General features: G+C 60.8%; 26 protein-coding genes. 13 read left to right on the top strand and 13 right to left on the bottom strand.

Annotated features, from left to right (window positions below):
• Positions 1-239 precede the first annotated feature (239 nt).
• Both PSH66_RS26010 and PSH66_RS26005 read right to left on the bottom strand, forming a co-directional pair.
• Positions 240-2,696 carry a membrane-bound PQQ-dependent dehydrogenase, glucose/quinate/shikimate family gene (locus PSH66_RS26010; protein ID WP_305427922.1) on the bottom strand — a complete coding sequence of 819 codons (2,457 nt, stop codon included), beginning with the start codon at positions 2,694-2,696 and terminating at the stop codon, positions 240-242.
• Between the two features lie 213 nt (positions 2,697-2,909).
• A complete protein-coding gene (locus tag PSH66_RS26005) occupies positions 2,910-3,824 on the bottom strand; it encodes a GntR family transcriptional regulator (RefSeq protein ID WP_305427921.1) in 915 nt (304 codons plus the stop codon).
• 191 nt (positions 3,825-4,015) lie between these two features.
• Between PSH66_RS26005 and PSH66_RS26000 the strand changes: the two genes are divergently transcribed.
• Complete coding sequence (locus PSH66_RS26000; RefSeq protein ID WP_305429652.1) at positions 4,016-4,768, top strand: hydroxypyruvate isomerase family protein; 753 nt, start codon at positions 4,016-4,018, stop codon at positions 4,766-4,768.
• A gap of 45 nt (positions 4,769-4,813) precedes the next feature.
• Here PSH66_RS26000 and PSH66_RS25995 read toward each other — a convergent pair whose 3' ends face one another.
• Entirely contained in the window at positions 4,814-5,902 is a 1,089-nt protein-coding gene (locus tag PSH66_RS25995) for an endonuclease/exonuclease/phosphatase family protein (protein ID WP_305427920.1), read from the bottom strand.
• A 40-nt stretch (positions 5,903-5,942) separates the two neighbouring features.
• Complete coding sequence (locus PSH66_RS25990) at positions 5,943-6,602, bottom strand: YciC family protein (protein ID WP_042945957.1); 660 nt, start codon at positions 6,600-6,602, stop codon at positions 5,943-5,945.
• A 180-nt stretch (positions 6,603-6,782) separates the two neighbouring features.
• On the opposite strand from PSH66_RS25990, the gene PSH66_RS25985 reads away from it, so the two are divergent.
• From PSH66_RS25985 to PSH66_RS25975, 3 genes are all read left to right on the top strand, one after another.
• Complete coding sequence (locus PSH66_RS25985) at positions 6,783-7,517, top strand: DUF2076 domain-containing protein (RefSeq protein ID WP_305427919.1); 735 nt, start codon at positions 6,783-6,785, stop codon at positions 7,515-7,517.
• 118 nt (positions 7,518-7,635) lie between these two features.
• Positions 7,636-8,112 (top strand): NYN domain-containing protein, encoded by a 477-nt coding sequence (locus tag PSH66_RS25980; RefSeq protein ID WP_003176255.1) that lies wholly within the window; start codon positions 7,636-7,638, stop codon positions 8,110-8,112.
• 25 nt (positions 8,113-8,137) lie between these two features.
• Positions 8,138-8,749 (top strand): PolC-type DNA polymerase III, encoded by a 612-nt coding sequence (locus tag PSH66_RS25975; protein WP_305427918.1) that lies wholly within the window; start codon positions 8,138-8,140, stop codon positions 8,747-8,749.
• A 381-nt stretch (positions 8,750-9,130) separates the two neighbouring features.
• On the opposite strand, the gene PSH66_RS25970 is transcribed toward PSH66_RS25975, so the two are convergent.
• Positions 9,131-9,439, bottom strand: coding sequence for a DUF3077 domain-containing protein (locus tag PSH66_RS25970; protein ID WP_003176253.1), 309 nt, complete (start codon positions 9,437-9,439; stop codon positions 9,131-9,133).
• A 491-nt stretch (positions 9,440-9,930) separates the two neighbouring features.
• On the opposite strand from PSH66_RS25970, the gene PSH66_RS25965 reads away from it, so the two are divergent.
• Together PSH66_RS25965 and PSH66_RS25960 are read left to right on the top strand one after the other, a co-directional pair.
• Positions 9,931-10,497, top strand: a complete 567-nt coding sequence (locus tag PSH66_RS25965; RefSeq protein ID WP_305427917.1) for a hypothetical protein — start codon at positions 9,931-9,933, stop codon at positions 10,495-10,497.
• Complete coding sequence (locus PSH66_RS25960; protein ID WP_003176252.1) at positions 10,487-10,759, top strand: hypothetical protein; 273 nt, start codon at positions 10,487-10,489, stop codon at positions 10,757-10,759. Before PSH66_RS25965 ends, PSH66_RS25960 begins: the two co-directional genes overlap by 11 nt.
• Positions 10,760-10,854: 95 nt before the next feature.
• Here PSH66_RS25960 and PSH66_RS25955 read toward each other — a convergent pair whose 3' ends face one another.
• A complete protein-coding gene (locus tag PSH66_RS25955) occupies positions 10,855-11,316 on the bottom strand; it encodes an Lrp/AsnC family transcriptional regulator (protein WP_003176251.1) in 462 nt (153 codons plus the stop codon).
• Positions 11,317-11,476: 160 nt separating this feature from the next.
• On the opposite strand from PSH66_RS25955, the gene yedA reads away from it, so the two are divergent.
• Both yedA and PSH66_RS25945 read left to right on the top strand, forming a co-directional pair.
• Entirely contained in the window at positions 11,477-12,373 is an 897-nt protein-coding gene (gene yedA / locus PSH66_RS25950) for a drug/metabolite exporter YedA (protein ID WP_003176250.1), read from the top strand.
• Between the two features lie 48 nt (positions 12,374-12,421).
• Positions 12,422-13,756, top strand: a complete 1,335-nt coding sequence (locus PSH66_RS25945) for a DEAD/DEAH box helicase (RefSeq protein WP_003176249.1) — start codon at positions 12,422-12,424, stop codon at positions 13,754-13,756.
• 61 nt (positions 13,757-13,817) lie between these two features.
• On the opposite strand, the gene PSH66_RS25940 is transcribed toward PSH66_RS25945, so the two are convergent.
• From PSH66_RS25940 to PSH66_RS25935, 3 genes are all read right to left on the bottom strand, one after another.
• The gene (locus PSH66_RS25940; protein WP_305427916.1) at positions 13,818-15,056 is read right to left on the bottom strand and encodes a TIGR03862 family flavoprotein; all 1,239 of its coding nucleotides are present in this window, start codon (positions 15,054-15,056) and stop codon (positions 13,818-13,820) included.
• A gap of 63 nt (positions 15,057-15,119) precedes the next feature.
• Positions 15,120-15,167 (bottom strand): hypothetical protein, encoded by a 48-nt coding sequence (locus PSH66_RS30285; protein ID WP_370694863.1) that lies wholly within the window; start codon positions 15,165-15,167, stop codon positions 15,120-15,122.
• 60 nt (positions 15,168-15,227) lie between these two features.
• A complete protein-coding gene (locus PSH66_RS25935) occupies positions 15,228-16,148 on the bottom strand; it encodes a histone deacetylase (RefSeq protein WP_305427915.1) in 921 nt (306 codons plus the stop codon).
• A 76-nt stretch (positions 16,149-16,224) separates the two neighbouring features.
• On the opposite strand from PSH66_RS25935, the gene PSH66_RS25930 reads away from it, so the two are divergent.
• The 3 genes from PSH66_RS25930 to PSH66_RS25920 are packed head-to-tail and all read left to right on the top strand — an operon-like array spanning position 16,225 to position 18,298.
• On the top strand, positions 16,225-16,794 hold the full coding sequence (locus PSH66_RS25930) for a GNAT family N-acetyltransferase (protein WP_003176246.1): 570 nt from the start codon (positions 16,225-16,227) through the stop codon (positions 16,792-16,794).
• Between the two features lie 38 nt (positions 16,795-16,832).
• The gene (tesB, locus tag PSH66_RS25925) at positions 16,833-17,702 is read left to right on the top strand and encodes an acyl-CoA thioesterase II (protein WP_003176245.1); all 870 of its coding nucleotides are present in this window, start codon (positions 16,833-16,835) and stop codon (positions 17,700-17,702) included.
• Positions 17,699-18,298: an HAD family hydrolase gene (locus PSH66_RS25920; RefSeq protein WP_003176244.1), complete on the top strand. Its 600-nt coding sequence runs from the start codon at positions 17,699-17,701 to the stop codon at positions 18,296-18,298. Before tesB ends, PSH66_RS25920 begins: the two co-directional genes overlap by 4 nt.
• A gap of 61 nt (positions 18,299-18,359) precedes the next feature.
• On the opposite strand, the gene PSH66_RS25915 is transcribed toward PSH66_RS25920, so the two are convergent.
• Genes PSH66_RS25915 through PSH66_RS25905 form a run of 3 tightly spaced genes read right to left on the bottom strand, consistent with a single transcriptional unit; the run spans position 18,360 to position 20,696 of the window.
• The gene (locus PSH66_RS25915; protein WP_305427914.1) at positions 18,360-19,334 is read right to left on the bottom strand and encodes an alpha/beta hydrolase; all 975 of its coding nucleotides are present in this window, start codon (positions 19,332-19,334) and stop codon (positions 18,360-18,362) included.
• Between the two features lie 3 nt (positions 19,335-19,337).
• The gene (locus PSH66_RS25910) at positions 19,338-20,225 is read right to left on the bottom strand and encodes a neutral zinc metallopeptidase (protein WP_305427913.1); all 888 of its coding nucleotides are present in this window, start codon (positions 20,223-20,225) and stop codon (positions 19,338-19,340) included.
• Positions 20,226-20,282: 57 nt separating this feature from the next.
• A complete protein-coding gene (locus tag PSH66_RS25905) occupies positions 20,283-20,696 on the bottom strand; it encodes a membrane lipoprotein lipid attachment site-containing protein (protein WP_003176239.1) in 414 nt (137 codons plus the stop codon).
• A 199-nt stretch (positions 20,697-20,895) separates the two neighbouring features.
• On the opposite strand from PSH66_RS25905, the gene PSH66_RS25900 reads away from it, so the two are divergent.
• Positions 20,896-21,774 carry a DMT family transporter gene (locus tag PSH66_RS25900; protein ID WP_003176238.1) on the top strand — a complete coding sequence of 293 codons (879 nt, stop codon included), beginning with the start codon at positions 20,896-20,898 and terminating at the stop codon, positions 21,772-21,774.
• Position 21,775: 1 nt separating this feature from the next.
• On the opposite strand, the gene PSH66_RS25895 is transcribed toward PSH66_RS25900, so the two are convergent.
• Positions 21,776-23,110, bottom strand: coding sequence for an MFS transporter (locus PSH66_RS25895; protein ID WP_078734767.1), 1,335 nt, complete (start codon positions 23,108-23,110; stop codon positions 21,776-21,778).
• A gap of 223 nt (positions 23,111-23,333) precedes the next feature.
• Here PSH66_RS25895 and quiC point away from each other — a divergent pair, with 223 nt between their 5' ends.
• A complete protein-coding gene (gene quiC / locus PSH66_RS25890) occupies positions 23,334-25,235 on the top strand; it encodes a 3-dehydroshikimate dehydratase QuiC (protein WP_305427912.1) in 1,902 nt (633 codons plus the stop codon).
• The last annotated feature ends 9 nt before the right edge of the window (positions 25,236-25,244 follow it).

The raw sequence follows: 25,244 nt of genomic DNA, 5'->3' as shown, positions 1-25,244 counted from the left end.
GTGGCGTAGAAGTTGTGAATGACGTCTGCTGATGCGTGACGAGAGGGCGGCAGTAACAGGTCGTCTCTTATAACGTTGTCATGCTGCTAAATCAGAACTTCACCACCCTGCATTGATGCAATACGTGTGTGTCAGCGTGCGCATTGACTAACTTTTTTCGCAGTTCGTCGGCGGGTAGAACATTCATATGTTTTACCCGTCGACACGGTCATGGGGAGCCTTCTCATACTGCCCGCGAGTTACTTCTCAGGCAGGGCCCAGGCAATGATGCTGTCCCCTAACTTGGTTGGAATACGGTCGTGACCGCCAACCACGGCCACGACGTACTGTCGGCCCTGGCTCATGTAGGTCAAGGGTGAGGCCTGATTGCCTGCCGGGAGTCGTTCTTCCCAGAGCAGTTCACCGCTCTCGCTGTTGTAAGCCCGCATGAAACGATCGATAGCCGCACCAATGAACGTCACGCCTCCGGCGGTTGCCACGCCCGTTGCGTCACTCGGCGTACCGATTTCAAAGCGCATCCGAGAGGCTATGCCCCAAGGCCCACTGTCATATCCGGTGCCGAGTGGGCGGCTCCAGACCACATCGCGCGTGCGCAGGTCAATGCCGCTAATGAAGCCCCAGGGGGGAGCAATGCAAGGCTGATCAAGGGATGACATCCAGGGATCTTTGATGGCCCCGTAGGGTAATCCGGCCTGGACGCGGAAGCCTTGGTTGTTGCCCGGCGACTCCTGGAACGACTTGGCATTGACGGCGTCAAGTTGCTCACGAGGAACCAGTCCCTGCATATAAGGGAGGCGTTGGTTATTGATGATCAGCAGTCCTCGTTTGAGGTCCACCATCACACCGCCCCAGTTTAAGCCGCCATGATGGCCGGGAAAAATCAGGCTGCGCTGGCCTACGACCGGTGGGGTGAAGATCCCTTCGTAGCGTGCCTGGCGGAATTCGAGGCGACATTGCATCTGATCGAAAGGTGTCAGGCCCCAGGCATTGGCCTCGCTCAGCACTTCCGGTGTTCTCGATGGGCGCCCCATGGTGCTCGGCATATCGGGGGACAGTGGCTGGGTGGCCGCGGTGTAGTCCCCGGGGGCAGTTCCCTGTGGCACGGGAGATTGCACGACATCCACCAGCGGTTCACCGGTGGCGCGGTCAATCACGAACAACTGGCCGGATTTGGTCGCTTGGATGATGGCCGGGCGTAGCCCCGTGGCCGTAGGGAAGTCAATCAGGCTGGGTTGCGGGCTCAGGTCGTAGTCCCATAGATCATGGTGAACGGTCTGGAAGTGCCATTTGACCTTGCCTGTGGTCGCATCCAATGCAACCAGGGAAGAGCTGAACCTGTCCTCCTGTTCCGTGCGGGTACCGCCATAGAAGTCGCCGGCCGCGTTGCCGGTGGTGACATACACCAGCCCGAGTTCGTCATCGGCGGAAAGCGGTGCCCAGGAGTTGGGCGTGCTGAGTGTGTAGGTCTCGTTGTCGCGCGCAGGCGCATTGGAGTCCGGGCGACCCAAGTCCCAAGCCCACTTCTGTTTACCGGTCACCGCATCGTAGGCGCGGACGACTCCCGAGGGTGCAGGGCGTACATCTGAGTCGAGGACTCGGCCGCCGGTGATCACAACCCCGCGAATGACAAGGGGGGCGGACGTAATGCCTGTCGAGCCTTTCCTGAAGGTGCCCAGGCCGTCTTTCAAATCTGCAAAACCGGCGTTGCCGAAGTCAGGGCACGCTTGGCCGGTCAGGGCGTCTACCGCTCCCAAGCGAATATCATTGGTGCCCCAAATGATGCGCGAGGCGCACAAGCCACTGGCATTGGGAACTTCAAAATAGGAGACACCACGGCAGTAGGCGCCACCGTTGGCGAAGTAGGCCGGGTCGACTTTGGAGTCGAACCGCCAGTTCTCCTTTCCGCTGGTGGCATCCAAAGAAATGATGATTTGCTTGGGTGTGCAGGTGTAGAGCGAGTTACCCACCTTGATCGGCGTGGCTTCGTTCAGGTACTTGGTTTTCTCGCCTGCCTGCTTCACGTCGCCATGGTGGTATTCCCACGCTTTCACCAAGCCCGACACATTCGAAGGTGTGATTTGCGACGCGGCAGAATAATGGTTGCCCAAGTTGGAGCCCGCATAGGCTGTCCAGTTGGTCTCGGTGTGCGAGGCGGCAATATTGCCGTCCGCAGAGGCAACGGTACTGCGGCTGAAGGATGCTGCGGGGCGTGTTATGGCGAGCGTCGGGTCGGCAAGGTGAACGCCTGACGGGAAAAACAGCGGCACCAGGATTGTGCCCCCCATGAGCAGGGGCAGAAAACCCATGACGGTGAAGTAATGACTTCTTTTGGCATTGGTAAAGTCACGACGTACCAGAGGCCAGAACGCCAGGAACGCAATGCTGAGAATGGCCAGCCAGGCTAAGCGTGGAATGAAAGCCCAGCCATCGTATCCAGACTCCCAGATCGCCCAGGCGTAGGTGGCCAGAGAGGCAGCGCCATAAAGATAAAGGCCGAGGGACTTTTTCAGGCCAAGGAGGATGGCCGAGAGCAACAGGGCGGTGCCCATCATGGCGTAGTAGGATGACCCGCCCGCTGCTACCAGGACGCCACCTTTATAGGCCAGTGTCACGCCAAGCAGCGCGACCACCGTGTTGTAGATCCCAAACAGAAGGTTTGCGACTCCCGCTGTTCTACCCAACGTCCTTTCGTTCATTGCAACCATCCCTGTGCGATTCGATACGGATCCGTGTTCCGGCGGCGCGCATGATTGCCTATTGTTGCAACGAAATACAATACGAGGCGAAAAAATTAACCCTTCCGTTACTTTTGTGTTTTGTATCTTGTATTAAACAGAAACAATTATGCTAGGCTGAACCGCGCACGGTTGGAGAGCGTGGCGGCGAAAGCTCTGGCGTTCACCGGGTGGTCAACGTGTGCTCGATATCTCTTCATCTTTTGGCATAGCGCTTTGATGAGTCTTGAGTCGGCCGACCTCATCCAAGTGTCGCCAGAGAAATTGCGCGGCTTCTTCACGCCGATCAGATTCGATGAGGTCGAGCAAATGGATGTGTTCCTGGCATTGCGCCATAAGACGAGTGCGATCGATGTTGGCCTTATAGCCCATGAAACGCCTGAGTTGATTTTGGTGGCGTATGGCATCGATGAAAAAGACGTTGCCGGAGCACTGCACGATCAGTTCGTGAAACTGAGCGCCCACCTGGAACAGTTGTGCACGGGACAACGTCTGGATCTCTCCGTCGATCAGGGCCTGTTGCTGCTGCCTGGCCTGGGCGAACGCGGTGTGATTGATCTGATAGCCCGGCTCCAGCAGGGCCGCCGGTTCGATGGCCATCCGAAAACGGTAGCTTTGAATGTGGGCCTGAGTGTTATGCACGAAGTCCTTGAGGCCCCACCCTTGCCCCGGCTTACGCTCCACCATGGCTTCGCTGGCCAGCCTGTTCAGGACCTTGAGCAACTGTCCTCGAGGGACTTCGTAACGCCGCAACAACTGCGCTTCGAAAAAGTGTGCGGGTATTTCTCCGCCAAGAATGTCGTCGACCACACGAAGATAAAAGTCTTCGAAAGGATCACTGGCGCAAGGGAGCGCTGTTTCCTGAATCTGCCCGGCACCTTGTTTCAGGAAGTAGCCGCGATTGGGTTCCTGGACGGCAATATCCAATTGCGCGAGCAAGGCAAAAACGCGCCGGATAGGCGAGCGCGACACCCCGAGCGCTTGCGCAAACGTCTGCTCGCGCAAGGGCTCGCCGGCTTTCATCGACCGGGCGCGAACCATGTCGATGACGCGTGGGACCAACTGCAGGGCGAGGTCTTTCTTGATCACAGGTTCTATTCCGAATGGTTAGCTTCAGTCCGTTCCCGTCGGGGCAGATACCCCCACCGGACTGGAGTGGGAAAATACCATACGAAGAGGGTGAGTATTTGTACTGACCACTTCCGATAGCGTGGCGCCGGAGCGGCAAAGGATGCTCCAGGCTGATGAGTTCGTTTATTCCCAGGATGGATATTTACCCAATGCTTAAATTCAATGCTCACCTCGGTTTCCAATTCAATGAATTGCCTTTTCTGGAACGCATCGAAGCGGCCGCAGCCGCCGGTTTCAAGGCGGTGGAGTTCCCCTCGCCCTATGAATTCGACGCGAGCCTGCTGGCGGACCACTTGGCTCAATACAGTCTGCCGTTGATTCAGTTCGCGGCTCCCGCTGGCGTTACCAAAGGCATCGCTGCCTTGCAGGGCAAGGAAGACGAGTTTCGCAACGGCTTGCGCGAGGCCGTCCGCTATGCAAAAGCGCTGGCCTGTTCGGATGTCCACATCATGTCTGGCGTGACGACGCAACTGGATGAGGGTGCGCTTGTCTACGCAAGTAACCTGGAATATGCCGTCAAGTACTTCGAAGATCAGGGTTTGCGAGCGCTTATTGAAGTGATCAGCCCGCAGGCGATGCCAGGTTATTACATGTCTGACTTCGACAAGGCGCAACAGGTGCTGGAAACCTTTGCGAGTGTCGGGGTGATTCTTGATCTTTATCATGTCCAGCTGTTGACCGGGGACGCCGCCGAGGTGCTGGCGCGGTTTTACGACAGAACCGTGCATGTGCAAATCGCCGACAACCCGGGGCGCCATGAGCCGGGAACCGGGACCATCGACTTTACTGGCTTGTTCGCGGCGCTGGAGCAGCGTGGCTACCCAGGATGGATCGGCTGTGAATACCGTCCTTCCGGATCGACTGTTGCGAGCCTTGGGTGGATTAAGCAGCTGAGCGCTTAGGTTCTATACGACCACACTTGAAACGCTGAAGCGGGTAAGAGGCGGTTATTGCGCGGCGGGCAACAGAAACCGTGCAATCACCGGCAAATGGTTGGAGATACGCAACGTATCTTCCTGGCGCACCTTGGCCTCCACCCGTTTGATGCGCGGGCTGTAGAACAGGTAATCCAGCGTGCGATCCGGGCCGTCCAGGCCGGGGTCATTGGGGAAGTGGGTCAGCCATTGTTCGCGATCGATACCGCTGGACTGGCTGTTGCTCGGGATCATCGGGTATTTGTCCCACAGCAGATGCAGCTCGCTGTCCGGTGAATACTGGCCGCGTTTGCCGGCGTCCAAACGCAGGAATTGGCCCAGGGGCAGCAGGTTGAAATCGCCGCCGATCAGCCAGGGCGTACCCCGGCCTTCGAATTTATCCAGCAACTTGACCGTGGTTTTCACCTGCTCCTGCACCGCGCTGCGCCCCGGCGCGCCGGCGTCCAGGCGCGTGTTGAGCACCGCCAGTTGGCCGCCGTCGCTCAGTGGCAGGTAGGTCAGCAACAAGGCCGGCTTGGGTTGGAACTGGCGGCTGATCAGGTTGGCGTCCGGTACGGGCAATTGCAGGCGTTCGGCGTGTTCGATCTGGTAGCGGCTGAGCGTCGCGAGTTTGCGCCCGACACTGCCGAAGATATGCAGGTTTGGCACAAAATCGGCTTTCCAGTCGAACGCTTGGGCGCTGCAGGGGTAGAGGTCGACCAGGCGCTCTTGCAACAGGGCCAACTGGTCCTGGTAGTGGGAGGGTTTGGCGTTTTCGTCAAGTTCCTGCAGCAGCAGAATGTCGGGCTGTTCGTCGCGGATCACCCGTGCCACTTCGTCCAGGCTCACGGCCATGTCCTCCACGGTGGGGCGATCGTCCGGGCCGCTGCCGTCGGCGGTGTCGTACCAGAATACGTAGTTCTTGCCGGCCAGGTATTGCACGTTCCAGGTCATCACCTTGAGCGCCTGCCCCGGCAGCAGGGTCGGTGCGCGCGGCGCGACGCAGCTTACCGGCAAGGTCTCCTTGGCGGCGGGGCGCCAGGTCAGGCTGTAGATCACGGCGGTCAGCAGGCCTGCGATGATCAACAGGCCCAGCAAGGTGATGCGCAATAAACGGGTCATCGGCTCGGCTTATAGCGTTTCGGGAATGGCACGGAGCATATCACCGTGCGTCGGCATCGCCACCGATCAGCATGAATAAACGGAACAACACCACGCTGGTGAACAGTTGCAGGAAGCTGTGGGCGCTGTCCATCAACAGCCCCAGCCACGGCGCGGGGTCGGGATAGGCCGCGACGCTGGCGCCCTTGAGCAGCCACAGTGGCGTCATCACGCACAACAGGCACACCAGGATCCGCCAGAAATGCCCACGGGTCAGGCGAAAGCTCTCCTTCATGGCCTCCAGCGCCGACAAGCCGCGCAATACCAGCAAGTACTCGGCAAACGCCAGCACCACCATCAGCCACAGGCCCGGCAGGAAGTACAGCGATAACCCGAGCAGGATCAGCAGGGTGCTCATGGCCGTCAACACGGCGAAGCGCGGCCACAGTGTGAGCGCCATGGCCCATACGTCTTTGGTGCGCGGCGACTCGCCACGGGTGCGCGCGTCGAGAAACAGGATCAAGGCGCCGGTGTACAGCGGGTACACCAATAACCCCACCACCACGCTGTAACCAGGGAAGGCATCGGCGCCGAGCGTATGGTCGAGCACCTGTTGCAGCAGGGCCTCGAGGATCACCAGCGGCAGGCACAACTGTACGATGGCGCCCAGGTTGTGCCGGGTAAAGCGGAAGGAGTCGCGCAATACGTCTAACGGATTCATCAGGTTCATCGCTGGCCTAAAAGCAAGGGCGACACTTTAACCGATCAGGGTCTGGGGGACGCAAACGTAAACCTTGAGTAAAGACCATTGAAACAACTCGTAACACCCCCATAACTAGCACGCACCTGGCCTGATCACAGGCAGGACCATGATTTCTACCGGCAATCTAACGAGGTCGCCATGAACAGCGAAGAGCAAACCCTGATCGATGGACTGTTTTCACGGTTGCAGCAAGCCGAAACGGACTCAGCCCCCCGCGACGCCCAGGCCGAAGCGCGGATCAAGGAGCACATGACTCGCCAACCCGCCGCCGGGTACTACATGACCCAGTCGATCCTGGTGCAGGAACATGCGCTCAAGAGCCTCGACGCGCAGAACAAGCAGCAGGCGCAACAGATCGAGCAATTGCAGGATGAGCTGCAGCGCGCCAAATCCTCACAAGCGGCCGCGCCGAGCGGTGGTGGTTTTCTGTCGAGCATCTTTGGCGGTGGTCCGCGGGAGGCACAACCTGCGCCCGGCAACACGGGCGGCGGCTGGCGTGAACCGGCGCGGCCATCGTTCAGCCAGCCGGCCCCGCAGCAGAACTATCAACAGCCGCCGCAACAACCGGCGGCGGCCGCCGCGCCTGTGGGCAGCGGCTTCCTCGGCGGCGCAATGAAAACCGCCGCCGGTGTGGCCGGTGGTGTGTTACTGGCCGAAGGCATCAGCAGCCTGTTCCATCACAACCAGCAACCGCAGGTGGTGGAAGAAATCATCGAACAACCGGCGCCCGCCAGCGACCAGGGCGGCTGGGGCAATGACGACCAGAAGTATGCCGGCAATGACAGCTGGGGCGGCAACAACGCGGACAGCTTCGCCGACAGCGATTATTCCGACGACTCCTCCTCGTTCGGCGACGACGACTCCTTCGTCTGACCCCCCAATGCCTGGGGCGCTTCGTCGCCCCGGGCTGATTTTTCCCGGCAACCTGCTCGCGGCTGGCATACTGGCACCCTTTCCGGGCACTGGCGCCTGGCTGTCATGGGGAAGTGCGGTGAAGAAAATTGCAGTGTTCGCCGATGTGCAAAACCTCTACTACACCGTGCGCCAGGCCTATGGCTGCCACTTCAATTATGCGGCCCTGTGGGCTGACATCAGCGCCCGCGGGCAGATCGTCGAGGCGTACGCGTATGCCATCGACCGTGGCGACAGCAAGCAGCAGCAATTCCAGCAGATCCTGCGCAACCTGGGCTTTACGGTAAAACTCAAACCCTACATCCAGCGCGCCGACGGCTCGGCCAAAGGTGACTGGGACGTGGGCATCACCCTCGACATCATGGACGCCGCCGACCACGTCGACGAAGTGGTGCTGGCCTCCGGCGACGGCGATTTCGACATGCTGCTCGAACGCATCATCCACAAGCATGGCGTGCATGCCGTGGCCTACGGCGTACCAGGGCTGACGGCCAACTCACTGATACGCGCCGCCAGCCGCTACGTGCCGATCGAAGGCGCGTTGCTGCTCAAATAAATGCTTGAACGGAGTTGAAACAGGTTTGGAACGTATAGCGGTCATCGACTTTGAAACCACCGGCATCACCCCGAGCAGCCACTGCCGGGCCACGGAAATTGGCGTGGTCATCCTTGAGCGTGGGCACATCGTCGACCGCTACCAGAGCCTGATGAATGCCGGCGTACGCGTGCCGGCTTTTATCGAACAACTCACCGGCATCAGCAACGCAATGCTGCGCAGCGCGCCGCCGGCCGAGCGGGTGATGAACGAGGTCAACGAGTTCGTCGGCACCACGCCACTGATGGCGCACAACGCCGCGTTCGACCAGAAGTTCTGGGACTATGAGCTGGGCCTGATCCGCCGCACCCGCCTGCAAAAGTTCGCCTGTTCGCTGCTGCTGGCCCGCAGGCTGATGCCGGCGGCGCCCAACCACAAACTCGGCACGCTCAACAGCTACGCGCAACTGCCCCACACCGGCCAGGCTCACCGGGCGCTGGCGGATGCGGAAATGGCGGCCAACCTCACCGCGCACCTGGCCCGGGAACTGCGCCAGACCCACGGCCTGCGCGAGTTGTCCCATGATTTGCTGTGTACCTTGCAGAAAGTGCCGGCGGCGAAGATCAATGAGCATTTGAAGAAGCACCGCGGGTTCTAAGCCAGTCACAACCTCAAGAACACTGGAGATCCAAATGTGGGAGGGGGCTTGCTCCCGATAGCCAGGGGTATCTACACAACTTCCGGTTGAGCGAAAAATCCAGGGCCGATGGGCTGTTGTGGTGAGCGGGCTTGTCCCGCGCTGGGCTGCGAAGCAGCCCTAAAACCTGCACCTCGGTTACTCCTGACACACGGCGGTGAGCTTATTGGGGCTGCTTCGCAGCCCCGCGCGGGACAAGCCCGCTCACCACAGGGAGGATTTTCAGCTTTTAAAAATTGTGTAGATACCGATGCCCCGATAGCGGAGTGTCAGTCAGCAGATGTACCGGCTGACACACTGCAATCGGGAGCAAGCCCCCCTCCCACATTAGTTATGCAGCGCCTATCGAAGCTGCACACAGCCCAAGGCTTGATCCACCACTCCCTTCGCCATTTCCACCAGATGCATCACCGCCCGCTGCTGCGCCTTCATCACTTCACCCGTCCCATGCGCCGTCTCCACCGCGCAATGCAGCAAGTCAGCCGCATGGGCGAGGGCGTCTTCGAGGCTCAGGTTGTCATTCAGGATGAAAGTGGGCGCGTCCGGGGCGGACGCTTTGAGGTAATAGTCGATGGCGCGGCGGTGGAGCAGGGCGTCTTCGCTGGGGAAGTCGGCGTTGGAACGAGGTGGATCAGGGGTAACTTTGACCATGGTGAAATTCCTTTGGGATAAGAAGCCATCACCATTCGCTTGCACGCGAATAAGGTGGCAGCTGTACGCAGGTGTGCAAGACCGGGGCAAAGGAAAACCCGGCAGACCCCGAAGGTCTCCAGCGCACAGCCGCCATAACAGATTAACGCCGGATAAAACGGTCGTTGAGATGTAGGGCGCTTGTGCACCTTTGCGAGCCGGACTTGCACGTCCGATCACCGATTGTTCGATGACGTGGCGAGACTAGCCATCAGATCCGGCTGACGCAAGGCTCTAGAATTCTCTCGGAAACGTCCCGCAAATGAAAGGGATCGGTCTTGCTGGCCACTGAAAATCAAGCGTTTGGCGGTTGCTTGCCTCTACGTTCTGAATGGTCAGTAGGCAAAGTCCGATTGCAGTCTAGGACCTTTCTGGTTTTTCCCTTCATCTCCCCTTCGTGTCTTTCTGCGCCCTACCATCCCACCTGTCTTTTACGCACAGGGACTTCCGTCATGCAGGAAAGTGATCTTCACACAGCGATCATGCGAAGCCAGTTTGAGCTGAAACGAGATGGCATCGATTTTGGCTCAGCTTCAAACCTGGCGTTTCATTTGGGCAACGCCATGACAGGCTGCCCGGCCGTCATGGTTTTGCCTGATTTGCCAGGTTGGAGTCATGGCGCCAGTTACCAGTTACTCAGGCCCATTGATGTTGACTCCTCGGTGCCGAACACGACGTTTGACGAACTCTGGAAATCCATACGGCAACACTACGGCGTTTCTGCAACAACGGTTATCACCGGCGAGGACGGTATCCCTATAAGCAAGCTCGCGGTGGGTACCTGGGGGCATGTGGGCTCCAGCAAAACCACGGATGTGGACAGTCTCCTCGGAATGCGTTTTTTCCCTCATACGTTGATCAGGCAGCCGACCGCGACCAGAGTGACCAAGGCCACGTTTGGAACCGTCCGGGTATTGGGCATTATCGGACGGGGCACGCCGTTAGTGGCTAAGGGGCTGGCCGTTTTTGATCTGGTCAGCTTGGGTAAGTGTGCCTATGAGGCGAGAAATGGAAGGTAGCCTGACCAGAGCCGACATCAGCGAAAAAGTGATCCAGCTGTTCGTCGATATCATCGGCTTCATCGACCGAAGCGAAGTCACGGAGCAAACGGACTTCATCCATGATTTCAAAATCATCGATGACGATTTGACCTGCTTTGTCATGCAGGTCAAATGGCAATTCAACTTGCAAGCGACGCAGGAAGATTGGGGTCGCATCACCACCATCAAGCAGATTGTCGACTTGATCATTGAGCGTTCAACGCTGCAGCGCAGCCACTGACGCCATCGCAGGCAAGCCAGCTCCCACAGTAGACCGCGTTGCTCGGGCAGTGCGCGATCCCTGTGGGAGCCGGGCTTGCCCGCGATGGCGATCGATCAGCCACCATTCTTCCCATTGGCTTCCAATTGCCCCAACGGCACCCTCCGCTCTATCGCGCTCGACAAAATAATCGAAGTTTTGCTGAAGCCGAACTTCGCTATCCGGTTAATCAAATTCTCCAGCTCGGGCATCGAGCCCACCGCCGCCTGCATGATCACGCATGGATCCCCCGTCACCCGGTGGCACTCAGTCAGCTCGGGAATCTCAGCGAGGGCGTCATACACCTTCTGGCTTCCGTGATTGGTCAGGCGCAGTTCGATCACGCATTGAATCGGCAACCCCACTTTGGATAAATCCACCTTGGCCTGATACCCAGTGATCACCCCGCTGGCCTCCAGCTTGGCCACACGTTCGGCCACGGCGGGGGCGGAGAGGTTGACCGTGCGGGCCAGTTGCGCGAAAGACGCGCGGCCGTCTTCGAGCAGGGCGCTGAGGAGCATGCGGTCGTATTTGTCCATGATAAGGCCCCGGTTGCGAGTGGCTTTCGAATGCATGGTTTATAGCGCTAATAACCATGCTTTGAAAAGTGTATGGGCGGTTTAAACAGGTTTTGTAACTTATGTTTAACGCCCTGCTTTTTTAGAATAAGCCTCCCATCTCCTGCCATAGAGCCGCCCAATGCCTGGCCCACGTCGCTTTCCGTTACCGTTGATCGCTGCCTTTTTTGCGTTGTATGTGATCTGGGGTTCCACCTACCTGGTGATTCGCATCGGCGTGGAATACTGGCCGCCGCTGTTGCTGGCGGGCATTCGGTTCTGCATGGCGGGTGCGTTGATGTATGGCTATCTCAGATGGCGCGGCGTGCCGGCGCCGACCTGGCCGCAATGGAAGGCTGCCGGGATGATCGGCATTTTGCTGCTCACTTTCGGCAATGGCGGTGTCAGCGTGGCGGAGCACACCGGCGTGTCATCCGGGGTCGCCGCCCTCGCGGTGGCGACGGTGCCGCTGTTTACCTTGCTGTGCGGGTATTTCTGGGGCGCGCGCAATACGCGTCTGGAATGGGCCGGGGTGATCCTGGGCATCGTCGGCATTGCCATGCTCAACATGGGCAGCACCTTGCAATCAAGCCCGATGGGCGCCGCGTTGCTGTTGTTCGCCGCAGCCTCGTGGGCGTTCGGCTCGGTGTGGAGCCGGCATTTGCCGCTGCCTCAGGGCGCCATGGCCAGTGCCGCGGAAATGCTCGTGGCGGGTGTGGCGCTGTTGATCGCCAGCGCGGTATCCGGCGAACACCTGCAGGCCATGCCGCCGCTGGAAGGCTGGCTGGCGCTGGCCTACTTGACCGTCTTCGGTTCGATTATCGCCTTCAATGCTTATATGTACCTGCTCAAACACGTGCGCCCGGCGGCGGCGACCAGCTATGCCTATGTGAACCCGGCGGTGGCGGTGTTGCTGGGGATTGTGTTCGTTGGTGAAACCATTGGCCTGGAAGAGGCCCTGGCGATGCTGGTGATCATCAGCGCGGTGCTGCTGATCAGCCTGCCCCAATGGCGCAAGCCCAAACCGGAAATAAGGTAAACTGCCGCGCATAACGCCCTTGCGCTGAATTTTTCCTACGGTAAATACATGACTTTCGCCACCCTTGGCCTGATCGAACCCTTGCTGCGCGCCCTTGAGACGCTCGGCTACCAGACCCCGACGCCGGTGCAGGCGCAAGCCATTCCGGCGGTGCTGGCCGGTCGCGACTTGATGGCCGCGGCCCAGACCGGCACCGGCAAGACCGCCGGTTTCGCCTTGCCGCTGCTGCAACTGCTGACCCTGGAAGGGCCGAAAGTCGCCGCCAACTCCGCGCGTGCGCTGATCCTGTGCCCAACCCGCGAGCTCGCCGAGCAGGTGCACGCCAGCGTCGCCGAGTACGCGCAACACCTGCCGCTGACCACGTACGCGGTGTATGGCGGCGTGAGCATCAACCCGCAGATGATGAAGCTGCGCAAGGGCGTCGACATCCTGGTCGCCACCCCTGGCCGCCTGATCGACCTGTTCCGCCAGAACGCGCTGAAGCTCAATCAGCTGCAAACCCTGGTGCTGGACGAAGCCGACCGCATGCTCGACCTGGGCTTCTCCGAAGAGCTGGCGAACATCTACCGCATGCTGCCGAAAAAGCGCCAGACCCTGCTGTTTTCCGCGACCTTCTCCGACGACATCCGCTTGCTGGCCGGGCAGATGCTCAACGACCCGCTGAGCATCGAAGTCAGCCCACGCAACGTCGCCGCCAACACCGTCAAGCAGTGGGTGGTGCCGGTGGACAAGAAGCGCAAGGCGGAGCTGTTTGTGCACCTGATGCGCAAAGGCCGCTGGAAACAGGTGCTGGTGTTCGCCAAGACCCGCAACGGCGTGGATGCGCTGGTGGACAAATTGCAGGGCCTGGGCATCAATGCCGACGGCATTCATGGCGACAAGCCCCAGGCGACCCGCCAGCGTGCCCTGGACCGTTTCAAGGCCAGCGAAGTGCAGATACTGGTGGCCACCGACGTGGCTGCCCGTGGCCTGGATATTGAAGATTTGCCGCTGGTGGTCAACTTCGACCTGCCGATCGTCGCCGAGGACTATATCCACCGCATCGGCCGTACCGGTCGCGCGGGTAACACCGGTGAGGCGATTTCCCTGGTGTGCGCCGATGAAGTGAACATGCTGTCGGCCATCGAGATGCTGACCCGCCAGACCCTGACCCGCAACATGGAGCAGGATTTTGAACCGGAACACCGCGTGCCGGACACCGATGCCAGCGGGCAAGTGGTGAAGAAGCCGAAAAAACCGAAGAAGCCTAAAACCTCCGGTGGCGGTGGTAAGCGCAACCTGGGCAAATGGGTGGACAGTGGGGATGCTGCGCCGGTGGAGCCGTCGATCAAGCCGGTGCGCAAGGTGCCGGTGTTTAACACGGGGCCACGTAAGAAGAAGTGAAGCAGCTATAAGCCGCAAGCTGCAAGTCGGCGCCGTGGTGCCTTTACTTGCAGCTTGTCGCTTATAGCTTGTGGCTGCTTCTAAGCCACTCCAACATCCCTCGCCCAGCCGCCCGCCCGCTGGCAAAGCACCCCGTGAGCAAGTACCCCCCGGTCGGTGCCTCCCAATCCAGCATCTCCCCCGCACAAAACACTCCCGGCAATTGCTTGAGCATCAGTCGTTCATCCAGGGCTTCAAACGGCACGCCGCCGGCGGTGCTGATCGCCTCATCAATCGGTCGCGTCTTCACCAGCGTCAACGGCAACGCCTTGATGTCCACCGCCAACTGTGCCGGATCATTGAAGTGATCAGCCGGCGTCAGTTCGCGCAACAACGCGGCCTTGACCCCATCCAACCCCAACTGACTGTGCAGATGCTTGCTCATCGAACGCGACCCACGCGGCTTCGCCAGTGCGGCCTGCACTTTGTCCAACGGCTTGCTCGGCAGCAAATCGATATGCACCGTGGCCGCGCCGTCGCGGTTGATCGCCTCACGCATGGGCGCCGACAACGCATAGATCAGGCTGCCTTCGATGCCCGTCGCGGTGATGACACATTCGCCCAGCCGAGGCTTGTCGTCACCCAAGCCGATGGCGACATTTTTCAGCGGTGCTCCAGCGAATTTGCTGACCATCAAGTCGCTCCAGGCCGACACTTCGAAGCCGCAGTTGCTCGGTTGCAAGCGCACGTAGGGCACGCCTTTGTCTTCCAGCAGGTTAAGCCAGGCTCCGTCGGAGCCCAGGCGCGACCAACTGCCGCCACCGAGTGCCAGCAGCACGGCGTCGCTGTGGACAACTTTCTCGCCGTCCGCATTGTGGATAAGTAAATCGCCCTCGGCATTCCAGCCCACCCAGCGATGCCGCGTGTGGATAACCACGCCCTGGTCGCGCAGGCGTTTGAGCCAGGCACGCAACAGCGGGGCGGCTTTCATGTCGGTAGGAAATACGCGACCGGAGGTGCCGACAAAGGTCTCGATGCCCAACCCCTGAATCCATTCGCACAACGCTTGGGCACCAAACCCACGCAACAGTGGCGCCATCTGCGGGGCGCGCTCGGCGTAGCGCGACACAAAGGCCGGATAGGCCTCGGAATGGGTGATGTTCATGCCGCCCACGCCGGCCAACAGGAACTTGCGCCCCACCGAGGGCATGCCGTCGTACAGGTCCACATGCACCCCGGCCTGGCTCAGGACTTCGGCGGCCATCAACCCGGCTGGGCCGCCGCCGATAATAGTGACGTGATGAGGTACGGTGTGAGGCATGGCAAGGCTACAGGGGCTGTGAATAAGCCGAGCATTCTACCGGACGGCGCGGCGGCTGCCTGATCAAAAAACGTACAGTTTTCCACAGGCCTTGCAGCGGCTTGCTCTCAGCCGCTTACGCTCAAGTTATCCACAGGCCGTTCCACAGCCATTGTGGGTAACGCTCACAGATCAATGACAACCTGATGACGTCCACACCCGTTGTGCGCTGTGGTGCAGGATGCCGTGGCGGCGCGCCAGGGCCGGGCGGTCCTTGCTGTAGCCGCCGCCGATGACACCCATCACCGGAATATCGCGACCCAGGCAATGGCGCATCACGCTTTCATCGCGGGCGGCCACACCGGCGTCTGTCAGCTTGAGGTAGCCGAGGGCGTCATCCTTATGCACATCGACGCCGGCGTCGTACAGCACCAGGTCGGGCTGGTAGAGCGGCAGCAGGTAGTTGAGGGCATCGTCGACCACCTTGAGGTAATCGGCGTCGCCCATGCCCATGGGCAACGGGATGTCCCAATCGCTCTGGGCCTTGCGCGCGGGGAAGTTCTTTTCACAGTGCAGCGACACGGTGATGGCCTCCGGCGTGTCGTGCAGGATGCGCGCGGTGCCGTCGCCCTGGTGCACGTCGCAGTCGAAGATCAACACGCGGTTGACCCGGCCGCTGGACAGCAGGTAATGGCTGATCACCGCCAAGTCATTGAAGATGCAAAAGCCCGCCGGGTAATCGTAATGCGCATGGTGCGTGCCGCCCGCCAGGTGACAGGCCAAGCCGTGTTCCAGCGCTTGCTCGGCGGCCAGGATCGAACCGCCCACTGCCCGCACCGTGCGCCGGGCCAGGGCTTCGCTCCAGGGCAGGCCGAGGCGCCGTTGGTCTTCGCGCGACAACTCGCCGCTCATGTAGCGTTCGATATACCCAGGTTCATGAGCCAGGGCCAGAATCTGCGGCGGGCACAGCGGCGGACGCAGCAGTTGGCTGTCCAGGGTCAGGCCGCTGTCCACCAGGTGGTCGCGCAACAGGCGGAACTTGTCCATGGGGAACCGGTGTTCTGCCGGGAACTCAGGGCTGTAGTCATCGTGGTAGATCAATGGCAAAGGCATGGGATTTTCTGACGGGAAACTGCGAAGGATCTTACCAGCGCTGTACACTCACGCACATGGCAAGGGGAGGGGACCCATGGAGCCGATACTCGAACTGGAAAGCGCACGCCTGGTGCTGCGCCAATGGCGTGACCGCGACCTGGCGGAATTTGCGCGCATGTGCGCCGACCCGCAAGTGATGCGCTATTTCCCGGCCCAATTGAGCCACCTGGAAAGCGCCGCGCTGATCGGTCGGATTCGTGGCCATTTCGCCGAATACGGCTTTGGCTTCTGGGCGTTGCAGCGTAAGGACACCGGTGAGTTTATCGGTCTGACGGGTTTGCAGAATGTCAGTTTTGACGCCGGCTTTGCCCCAGCGGTGGAGATCGGCTGGCGCCTGGCCCGCGAGCATTGGGGCCTGGGTTATGCCAGTGAAGCGGCATGGACCGCGCTGCGCTGTGGTTTTGATCGCTTGCAGCTGGATGAAATCGTCGCCTTTACCACCGAGACCAATTTGCCATCACAAAAAGTCATGCAGGCCATCGGTATGCATTACGATCCCCTGGCAGATTTTGCACATCCCAAGGTCGCAGCCGATGACCCGCTGCGCCCGCACGTTTTGTACCGCATCACCCGCGCCCAATGGTTGGACACGCTGCATGGATAAGCAGCCCGGAATGCCCCATCGTTTGTAGGAGTTGCTCTATGAGCCAAGTATTGGAAGATCTGGTGGACTTGCTGACCCTGGAGCCGATCGAGGAAAACCTCTTTCGCGGCCGCAGCCAGGACCTGGGTTTTCGCCAATTGTTCGGCGGCCAGGTGCTCGGCCAGTCGCTGTCGGCGGCCAGCCAGACCGTAGAAGAAGCGCGTCACGTGCACTCGTTGCACGGCTATTTCCTGCGCCCCGGCGATGCGGCATTGCCAGTGGTGTACTCGGTGGACCGCGTGCGCGATGGTGGCAGTTTCAGCACGCGCCGCGTGACGGCGATCCAGAAGGGCCACCCGATTTTCACCTGTAGCGCGTCGTTTCAGTACGACGAAAAAGGCTTTGAGCATCAAACCACCATGCCCGTGGTCGTCGGCCCGGAAAACCTGCCGTCGGAGCTTGAATTGACCCAGCAACGCGCGCACCTGATTCCCGAGCACATGCGCGAAAAGCTGCTGTGCCCCAAGCCGATCGAAGTGCGCCCCGTCACTGAAAAAGACCCGTACAACCCGCAGCCGTCCGACCCGGTCAAGTACGTGTGGTTTCGCGCCGACGGCGCGCTGGCCGACACACCGGCGCTGCATAAATACCTGCTGGCCTACGCCTCGGACTTCGGCCTGCTGACCACCTCGTTGCTGCCCCACGGCAAGACCGTGTGGCAAAAGGACATGCAGGTCGCCAGCCTCGACCACGCGCTGTGGTTTCACGCCGACCTGCGCGCCGATGACTGGTTGCTGTACGCCATGGACAGCCCATGGGCCGGCAATTCCCGCGGGTTCTCTCGCGGCAGCGTGTACAACCGCGCCGGGCAACTGGTGGCCTCGGTGACCCAGGAAGGCTTGATTCGCCATCGCAAGGATTGGGCATGAGCCTGAGCGAGGTCAGGCACTGGGTGTTCGACATGGATGGCACCCTCACGGTGGCCGTGCATGACTTTGCGGCGATTCGTGTGGCGCTGGAGATTGCGCCCGAGGACGACATCCTCACCCATCTGGCCGCATTGCCCGCCGATATCGCGGCGGCCAAGCACGCCTGGCTGCTGGAGCATGAGCGTGAGTTGGCGCTGGGTTCGGTGGCGGCCACGGGTGCGGTGGCGTTGGTGCGCGAGTTGGCCGGGCGCGGTTATCGCCTGGGGATTCTGACGCGCAATGCGCAGGAATTGGCGCATGTGACGCTGCAAGCGATCGGTCTGGCGGACTGCTTTGCCATCGAGGATGTACTGGGCCGCGAGGATGCGCCGCCCAAGCCGGACCCGGGTGGCTTGTTAAAGCTGGCTGCGGCGTGGGAGGTGGCGCCGAGTGAGATGGTGATGGTCGGCGATTACCGTTTTGACCTGGATTGCGGTCGGGCGGCGGGGGCGAAGACGGTGCTGGTTAACCTGCCGGAAAACCCGTGGCCGGAGTTGGCGGACTGGCATGCCGAGGATTGCGCGGCGCTGCGCCGAATGATCCAGCCCAGACAATGAAGATTAAATGTGGGAGGGAGCAAGCCCCCTCCCACAGTTTTAACCCGGTTTCTTCAGGGGGTTACTGAGGGAACAGAACCTTTTGTCCTTCCGGCGACGTAAACATCCCATCCCCGTCATGCCCCACCCCCGGCACTTCCACCAGCGTCTGGCGCAACTGCGGATGGCGCAGTTTGAGGTAGTCAAAGTAGTTGTGTCCGCGAATCAATCGATACGCGCCCTGGGTCTCGGCTTCGCAGCCTTTATCCAGCGCCGGGTGGTTGGGGTCGGTGTCTTGCTGGCCCAGCAAGTAGGTAATGTCGCGCGACACATACGCCTGTTCCAACTGCTGGGGCCCCCGGCCTTCGGCGTAGGCCGGCAGGTTCTGCATGCCGTACTTCCAGTCATTGAAACTCGGGCAGGTGGCGGCGTCGAATTTGACCGGGCGTTGCGGGCTGAAGTAGGCGTAGGACGAGGGATTGGCCACCACATAACGCAGGCGGATGCCTTCGGCTTGCAGGGTCGGGTGGTCGTGACCGGTGAGGGCGAAACGCTGGACGACTTGCCCACCGCCGGAATGCCCGGCCACCACGATTTCCTTGAGCGCCGGGAACAGTTTGCGGTTGCCCAGGTGCTTGATCAGGTGGTCGAGCACGCCGTAAGAACTGAGTTGGCCAGGGCCGACGGACGGCTCGCCGGCCATCCAGCTGTTGCCGTTCCAGTGCAGTACCTGGTTATCCAGGTGGTGGCGCTTGATGTCGGCGTCATTGAGAAACTGCGGCGCGATCACCAAGGTCGTGGCGCCGACCCCGGCGTGTTCAGCGGCCTCGTTGCCGCTGTTCAGGTAGGTCTGGGCATTGCGCAGGCGGCCATGCACGATGATCAACGCGCGGGTGACGCCAGGCAGCGGCTGGCGCCAGTCCTGGCTCAGGCCCAGGCTGAGGTCGCCGGCCTGCAGGTGAAAACGATCGGGGCTGACGACCTTCACGCCGTGTTCGGCCGCCAAGGTTGAGCACGACGCCAGAACCGCCAGCAGTAAACCCCATGGTTTATTCATTGATTACAGACTCTTGGCCGCAAACGTATCGCATTGAGTGATCTGGCCCTGGGCGAAGCCGGTCTTGAACCAACGCACCCGCTGCGCCGACGTACCGTGGGTAAACGAGTCCGGCACTACGCGGCCCTGGCCCTGTTGCTGCAAACGGTCATCGCCAATGGCGTTGGCCGCGTTCAGTGCTTCTTCAATGTCGCCTGGCTCCAGCCAGTTCAGGCGTTTTTGCGCACGGTTGGCCCACACCCCGGCGAAGCAGTCGGCTTGCAGTTCCTGGCGTACCAGCAGGCCGCCGTCGCCTTGCATCTGACGGCCTTGCTGGCGCGCGGCCTGGATCTTGGACGAGATGCCCAAAAGCGTCTGTACGTGGTGCCCGACTTCGTGGGCGATGACGTAGGCTTGGGCGAAGTCGCCGGCGGCCTGGAAGCGTTGCGACATTTCCCGGAAGAAGTCCAGATCCAGGTACACCTGCTGATCCGCCGGGCAATAAAACGGCCCGCTGGCCGAGGTGGCGCCGCCGCAGGCGGAATTCACCCGGCCACGGAACAGGATCAGTTTCGGGTTCTTGTAGGCCAGGCCGTTTTCCTGGAACACCTGGGCCCAGGTGTCTTCGGTGTCGCCCAGTACCGCGCGGACGAAATCGGCCTGCTCATCGTTGGCCGGCGGCGCCTGGCGCGACTGCGTGCTCACCGAAGGCACCTGCTCCATCTGGCCGGTCAACTGGCCGAGGATCTGCAATGGGTCCTGGCCGGTCAGCCAGCCGATGCCGACGATCAGCACAATGGCCGTGAGGCTCAGCCCCTTGCCGCCACCAAAGCGCATACCGCCACCGCCGCCGCCACTGTCATCGCGCGCGTCCACCACGTTGTCGCTGCGTCGGCCTTTTTTCCATAGCATGGGGGCAATCCTCTTGAAGAACGGTCCTACAAAGATGTGGGTTGAGTATGGCCGGTATTAGCGGCAATACCCTTCGCCGGTGTTTACGATCAGGCAGTCTTTTTTATCCGCCAGCCACTTCAGACCGGTGGCTTCACCGTCGCCGGCACGCAGCACTTGCGGGCCGTCCGGGCGGGTGAAGGCGATGCCGTCCTCAAAGGCGGCGCCCTTGAAGGTGCCCGCGTCTTCGGCGTCGAGGCCATATTGCATGGTGAGTAGGTAGTGACCACGGCCGACAACGTCGTCCTTGGCGATGGTCAGGTACAGGCCCTCGACGCCAACCCATTTGCCGAGCCACTTATCGGTGGGCGCAGTTTCCGGTACGAGGGTGGCCTGCACGGAGGCCGGCGCAGGTTTTGGCGCGTCCTTGGCTTCCTGGTTACAGGCGGTGAGCAGGGCGAGGGCAGACACAGCAAAGAAGATTTTTTTCATAGCGGCAGAGCCTTGATTAAAAAGTGTGCAGTGCGGGGGCAAGCGTGCAGGGTTGGACTCGATTCTGCGGATTTAGTGCGCTGTTCGCCCGGTGTTTGGTTATGCTCTTGGGGCAGGCTCCGGCCCGGCTGCTAGATTACCGGGTTAAGCGCTACCTCGTTCAGTGCTCAGCGTTCCGCTCGTCACGCAAGAGAATTCCATGACTGTCAGTACCCCACTTTCCGGCGTCAATCACCCCTTCAAAGGCATCCTGCTGATTGTGCTGGCGACGTTCCTGTTCTCCAGCCATGACGCCTTGTCCAAATACCTGGCCGGCTTCTACCCGATCGTGATGGTGGTGTGGGCGCGGTATGTAGTGCATACCTTGCTGATGGCCGGAATCTTCCTGCCGCAATCGGGCCTGCGCGTGCTGCGCAGCAAACGGCCCGGCATGCAGGTGGTGCGGGCGTTGTGCCTGCTCGGCACCAGTTTGTTTTTCACCACCGCACTGCATTACATACCCCTGGCGGAAGCCACGGCGGTGAACTTCCTCGCGCCGATCCTGGTGACAGCCCTTTCGGTGCCGCTGCTGGGTGAGCATGTCACGCGTGGCCAATGGCTGGCGGTCATCTGCGGCTTTGTCGGCGTGCTGGTGATCATCCACCCCGGCGGCGAACTGTTCACCCCGGCGGTGCTGCTGCCGTTGTGTTCGGCGATGTTCTTCTGCTTTTACCAACTGCTCACGCGCATCCTCAGCCAATACGACACTCCCACCACCAGCAACTTCTTCGCTGGGCTGTGCAATACCTTGGTGATGAGCGCGATGGTGCCGTTCTTCTGGCAGGTGCCGACGCTGTGGCACGCCGTGTTGATGCTGGCGCTGGGCACGTGCGGGATGACCGCGCACTTGATGCTGACCCAGGCATTCCGCTTCGCGGCGCCGGCCTTGCTGGCGCCGTTCGGCTATTGCCAGATCGTGTTTGCGGGGTTGTTGGGCTGGCTGGTATTCAGTCATACCCCCGACATGACCACGGTGGTCGGTATCGGGGTGATCTGCATGAGCGGCTTGGCCGCTGCCTGGCAGCAGCGGCGTCGTTGAATTACACGTCTACCGTAGGAATCTTGCGCGGCGCCATGAAGTACATCCAGGTCAGCGCAATGAAGTACATCGCCGGGATCAGGGTGAACAACACGGTGTAGTTGTTGTTGGTCACGGTGAGAATGTGGCCGACGATCTGGGTCATGAACATGCCGCCGATGGCCGCGCACATCCCGCCGAAGCCGAACACCGTGCTCATCATGTGCTTGGGTGTGTAGTCCATCACCAGGCTCCAGATGTTGGCCGTCCAGGCCTGGTGCGCGCCGATGGCCAGGGAGATGGCGAACACCGCGACCCACAGCTGGCTGGAACCGGCCGCCATGATCACCCCGACGATGCAGCAGGCGAACAGCAGCATCGACAGCAGTCGCGCCTTGATCGGGTTCATCCCACGACCGATCAGGAATGACGACAGGATGCCGCCGCCCACACTGCCGAAGTCGGCGGTCAGGTAGATGATGATCAGCGGGATGCCCATTTGGGTCACGTTGATGCCCAGGTTGTATTGCTGGTTCAGGAATGGCGGCAGCCAATACAGGTAGAACCAGAACACCGGCGCGGTCAGCGCATAGGCGATGGCAAACGCCCAGGTGCCGCGCATGCGCAGGATGCGGCTGAACGGGACGCCCGGTTGTTCCGGCTCGACGTGCTGTTGCACGTAGTCCAGTTCCGATTGTTTAACACTCGGGTGGTCTTCGGGGTTGTAGTACTTCAAACCCCAGAACACCAGCCAGATTGCGCCGAGCGATGCCATGCACAGGAACGCGGCCTGCCAGCCCCACACGTGCAGGATCAACGGCAGCAGCATCGGGGTCATCATTGCGCCGACGTTGGTACCGGCGTTGAAGATACCGGTGGCCACCGCGCGCTCACCGGCCGGGAACCACAGGCGTGTGGTCTTGACGCAGGCCGGGTAGTTGGCGGCTTCGGTCAGCCCGAGGATAAAACGGCACACCATAAAGCCGACGGCCGAAGTGGCCAGACCGTGGGCGCCGGTGGCCAGGCTCCATAACAGCACCGCGCAGAAGAACACGCGTTTGACACCGACGCGGTCAATCAAGCGGCCTTGCAGCACAAAGCCGATCGCATAGCCCACTTGGAACCAGAAGTTGATGTTGGCGTAGTCCATCGCCGTCCAGCTCATCTCTTTGGCGAGGATCGGCTGCATCACGCCCAGTGCGGCGCGGTCGATGTAGTTGAGGGTGGTGGCGAAAAACACCAGGGCCAGCATGCCCCAGCGAGTTTTACCCACGGCCAGGGCGCCGCGGATCTTGTCGCCGATGCCGGCGTGCGGGGTGCCGGGGCGCGCGGCCAGGGCGGAGTTTTGCAGAGGCATGTGGTTGTACCCGTTTTTTGAAATTTTTATGGTGTGTTCTGGGTCTTTTCTTACACGGTGATGCGGGATTGATGGTGAGCAGTGGCTAAAAAATCGTCAATTCGCCAAAGGGGCATAGTGTTCGATAATCGCACTAAAAACTAACCGGTTCGTACATTTTAATTGCTGCGTGTAGGCTGGGGGCGAATAATTTGCCATAAATAACCATTGCCGGGAGTCGCCCATGCAACGTTCCATCGCCACTGTGTCCTTGAGCGGCACCCTGCCGGAGAAGCTCGAAGCTATTGCCGCCGCCGGGTTTGATGGGGTCGAGATCTTCGAGAACGACCTGTTGTATTACGACGGCAGCCCGCGCGAAGTTAAACAAATGTGCGCCGATCTCGGTATCGCCATCACCTTGTTCCAGCCGTTCCGCGACTTTGAAGGCTGCCGACGCGACCGCCTGGCGCGCAACCTGGAGCGCGCCGAGCGCAAGTTCGACCTGATGCAGGAACTGGGCACCGACCTGGTGCTGGTGTGTAGCAATGCCTCTGCGGATTCGGTAGGCGATGAACGTATTCTGCTGGATGACCTCAGCCTGCTGGCCGAACACGCCGGCCGCCGTGGTTTGCGCATTGGCTATGAAGCGCTGGCCTGGGGCAGGCACGTGAACACCTGGCAGCAGGTGTGGAACCTGGTGCGTCAGGTCGATCACCCCAGCCTCGGCGTGTTGCTCGACAGCTTCCATACCTTGTCGCTCAAGGGCGACCCAAGTGGCATCGCCCAGATTCCCGGCGACAAAATCTTTTTCGTGCAGATGGCCGACGCGCCGATCCTGGCCATGGACGTGCTGGAGTGGAGCCGGCATTTCCGGTGTTTCCCCGGCCAGGGCGAATTTGACTTGGCGGGCTTTCTCGCGCCAATCATCCAGAGCGGTTACACCGGGCCATTGTCCCTGGAGATCTTCAACGATGGCTTCCGCGCCGCGCCGACCCGCGCGAACGCCGCCGATGGCCTGCGCTCGCTGCTGTACCTGGAAGAGAAAACCCGCCAGCGCCTGGCCGAAGAACAGCCGGCCGCGCCGTTGGATATCCTGTTCCAAACGCCGCCTGCCAGCGAATACGACGGTATCGAGTTCCTCGAATTTGCCGTGGATGAAAACCTCGGGGCCAAGCTGACGAACTGGCTGGAACGCCTGGGCTTCGTCAAGGCCGGGCAGCACCGCTCCAAGAGCGTGAGCCTGCTGCGCCAGGGCGATATCAACCTGATCCTCAACTGCGAGCCCTACTCCTTTGCGCATAACTTTTTCGAAGCCCATGGGCCGTCGTTGTGCGCCACGGCAATTCGGGTCAAGGACAGCGCCAAGGCGCTGGAACGAGCGGTGGCGTACAAGGGCCAGCCCTATCGTGGCCTGGTCGGGCCCAACGAGCTGGAACTGGCGGCCGTGCGTGCACCGGACGGCAGCCTGATTTACCTGGTGGACCCCAGCGAGGGCGGGCTGTACGACACCGATTTCAACCTGCAACCGGCCGCGACCGATGGTGGCGGCCTGCTGCGCATCGACCATATGGCCATGGCCTTGCCAGCCGACAGTCTCGACAGCTGGGTGCTGTTCTACAAGAGTTTGCTGGACTTCGAAGCCGATGATGAAGTGGTGCTGCCCGACCCTTATGGCCTGGTGAAAAGCCGCGCATTGCGCAGCCGCTGCAGCTCGATTCGCCTGCCGTTGAACATCTCCGAGAACCGCAACACCGCGATTTCCCACGCGTTGTCGAGCTATCGCGGCTCGGGCGTGCATCACATTGCCTTCGACTGTGCGGATATTTTCGCCGAAGTGCGCCGCGCCAAAGAGGCGGGTGTGCCACTGCTGGATATCCCGCTCAACTACTACGATGACCTGGCGGCGCGCTTCGACTTTGACGACGAGTTTCTCAGCGAGCTGGCGTACTACAACGTGCTGTATGACCGAGACGCCCAGGGTGGAGAGTTGTTTCACGTGTACACCGAACCCTTCGAAGGGCGGTTTTTCTTCGAGATCATCCAGCGCAAGAACGGTTATGCCGGCTACGGCGCGGCCAACGTCGCCGTGCGCCTGGCGGCCATGGCCAAGTCCCGCAGCGGTGCGGTGCGCCAGGCGCGTTTATAACGACGAGTC

The sequence above is a fragment of the Pseudomonas sp. FP597 genome (assembly GCF_030687435.1).
Classification (GTDB): Bacteria; Pseudomonadota; Gammaproteobacteria; order Pseudomonadales; family Pseudomonadaceae; genus Aquipseudomonas; species Aquipseudomonas lactucae.
The sequence above is the reverse complement of the archived record's forward strand: the minus strand, read 5'-3'. Positions and strand labels throughout refer to the sequence as shown.

Coding starts and splice junctions, on each gene's coding strand:
- PSH66_RS26010 (WP_305427922.1), bottom strand. CDS start 2,696: ATGAACGAAAGGACGTTGGGTAGAACAGCGGGAGTCGCAAACCTTCTG.
- PSH66_RS26000 (WP_305429652.1), top strand. CDS start 4,016: ATGCTTAAATTCAATGCTCACCTCGGTTTCCAATTCAATGAATTGCCT.
- PSH66_RS25995 (WP_305427920.1), bottom strand. CDS start 5,902: ATGACCCGTTTATTGCGCATCACCTTGCTGGGCCTGTTGATCATCGCA.
- PSH66_RS25990 (WP_042945957.1), bottom strand. CDS start 6,602: ATGAATCCGTTAGACGTATTGCGCGACTCCTTCCGCTTTACCCGGCAC.
- PSH66_RS25985 (WP_305427919.1), top strand. CDS start 6,783: ATGAACAGCGAAGAGCAAACCCTGATCGATGGACTGTTTTCACGGTTG.
- PSH66_RS25970 (WP_003176253.1), bottom strand. CDS start 9,439: ATGGTCAAAGTTACCCCTGATCCACCTCGTTCCAACGCCGACTTCCCC.
- PSH66_RS25965 (WP_305427917.1), top strand. CDS start 9,931: ATGCAGGAAAGTGATCTTCACACAGCGATCATGCGAAGCCAGTTTGAG.
- PSH66_RS25960 (WP_003176252.1), top strand. CDS start 10,487: ATGGAAGGTAGCCTGACCAGAGCCGACATCAGCGAAAAAGTGATCCAG.
- PSH66_RS25955 (WP_003176251.1), bottom strand. CDS start 11,316: ATGGACAAATACGACCGCATGCTCCTCAGCGCCCTGCTCGAAGACGGC.
- yedA (WP_003176250.1), top strand. CDS start 11,477: ATGCCTGGCCCACGTCGCTTTCCGTTACCGTTGATCGCTGCCTTTTTT.
- PSH66_RS25945 (WP_003176249.1), top strand. CDS start 12,422: ATGACTTTCGCCACCCTTGGCCTGATCGAACCCTTGCTGCGCGCCCTT.
- PSH66_RS25940 (WP_305427916.1), bottom strand. CDS start 15,056: ATGCCTCACACCGTACCTCATCACGTCACTATTATCGGCGGCGGCCCA.
- PSH66_RS25935 (WP_305427915.1), bottom strand. CDS start 16,148: ATGCCTTTGCCATTGATCTACCACGATGACTACAGCCCTGAGTTCCCG.
- PSH66_RS25930 (WP_003176246.1), top strand. CDS start 16,225: ATGGAGCCGATACTCGAACTGGAAAGCGCACGCCTGGTGCTGCGCCAA.
- tesB (WP_003176245.1), top strand. CDS start 16,833: ATGAGCCAAGTATTGGAAGATCTGGTGGACTTGCTGACCCTGGAGCCG.
- PSH66_RS25920 (WP_003176244.1), top strand. CDS start 17,699: ATGAGCCTGAGCGAGGTCAGGCACTGGGTGTTCGACATGGATGGCACC.
- PSH66_RS25915 (WP_305427914.1), bottom strand. CDS start 19,334: ATGAATAAACCATGGGGTTTACTGCTGGCGGTTCTGGCGTCGTGCTCA.
- PSH66_RS25910 (WP_305427913.1), bottom strand. CDS start 20,225: ATGCTATGGAAAAAAGGCCGACGCAGCGACAACGTGGTGGACGCGCGC.
- PSH66_RS25905 (WP_003176239.1), bottom strand. CDS start 20,696: ATGAAAAAAATCTTCTTTGCTGTGTCTGCCCTCGCCCTGCTCACCGCC.
- PSH66_RS25900 (WP_003176238.1), top strand. CDS start 20,896: ATGACTGTCAGTACCCCACTTTCCGGCGTCAATCACCCCTTCAAAGGC.
- PSH66_RS25895 (WP_078734767.1), bottom strand. CDS start 23,110: ATGCCTCTGCAAAACTCCGCCCTGGCCGCGCGCCCCGGCACCCCGCAC.
- quiC (WP_305427912.1), top strand. CDS start 23,334: ATGCAACGTTCCATCGCCACTGTGTCCTTGAGCGGCACCCTGCCGGAG.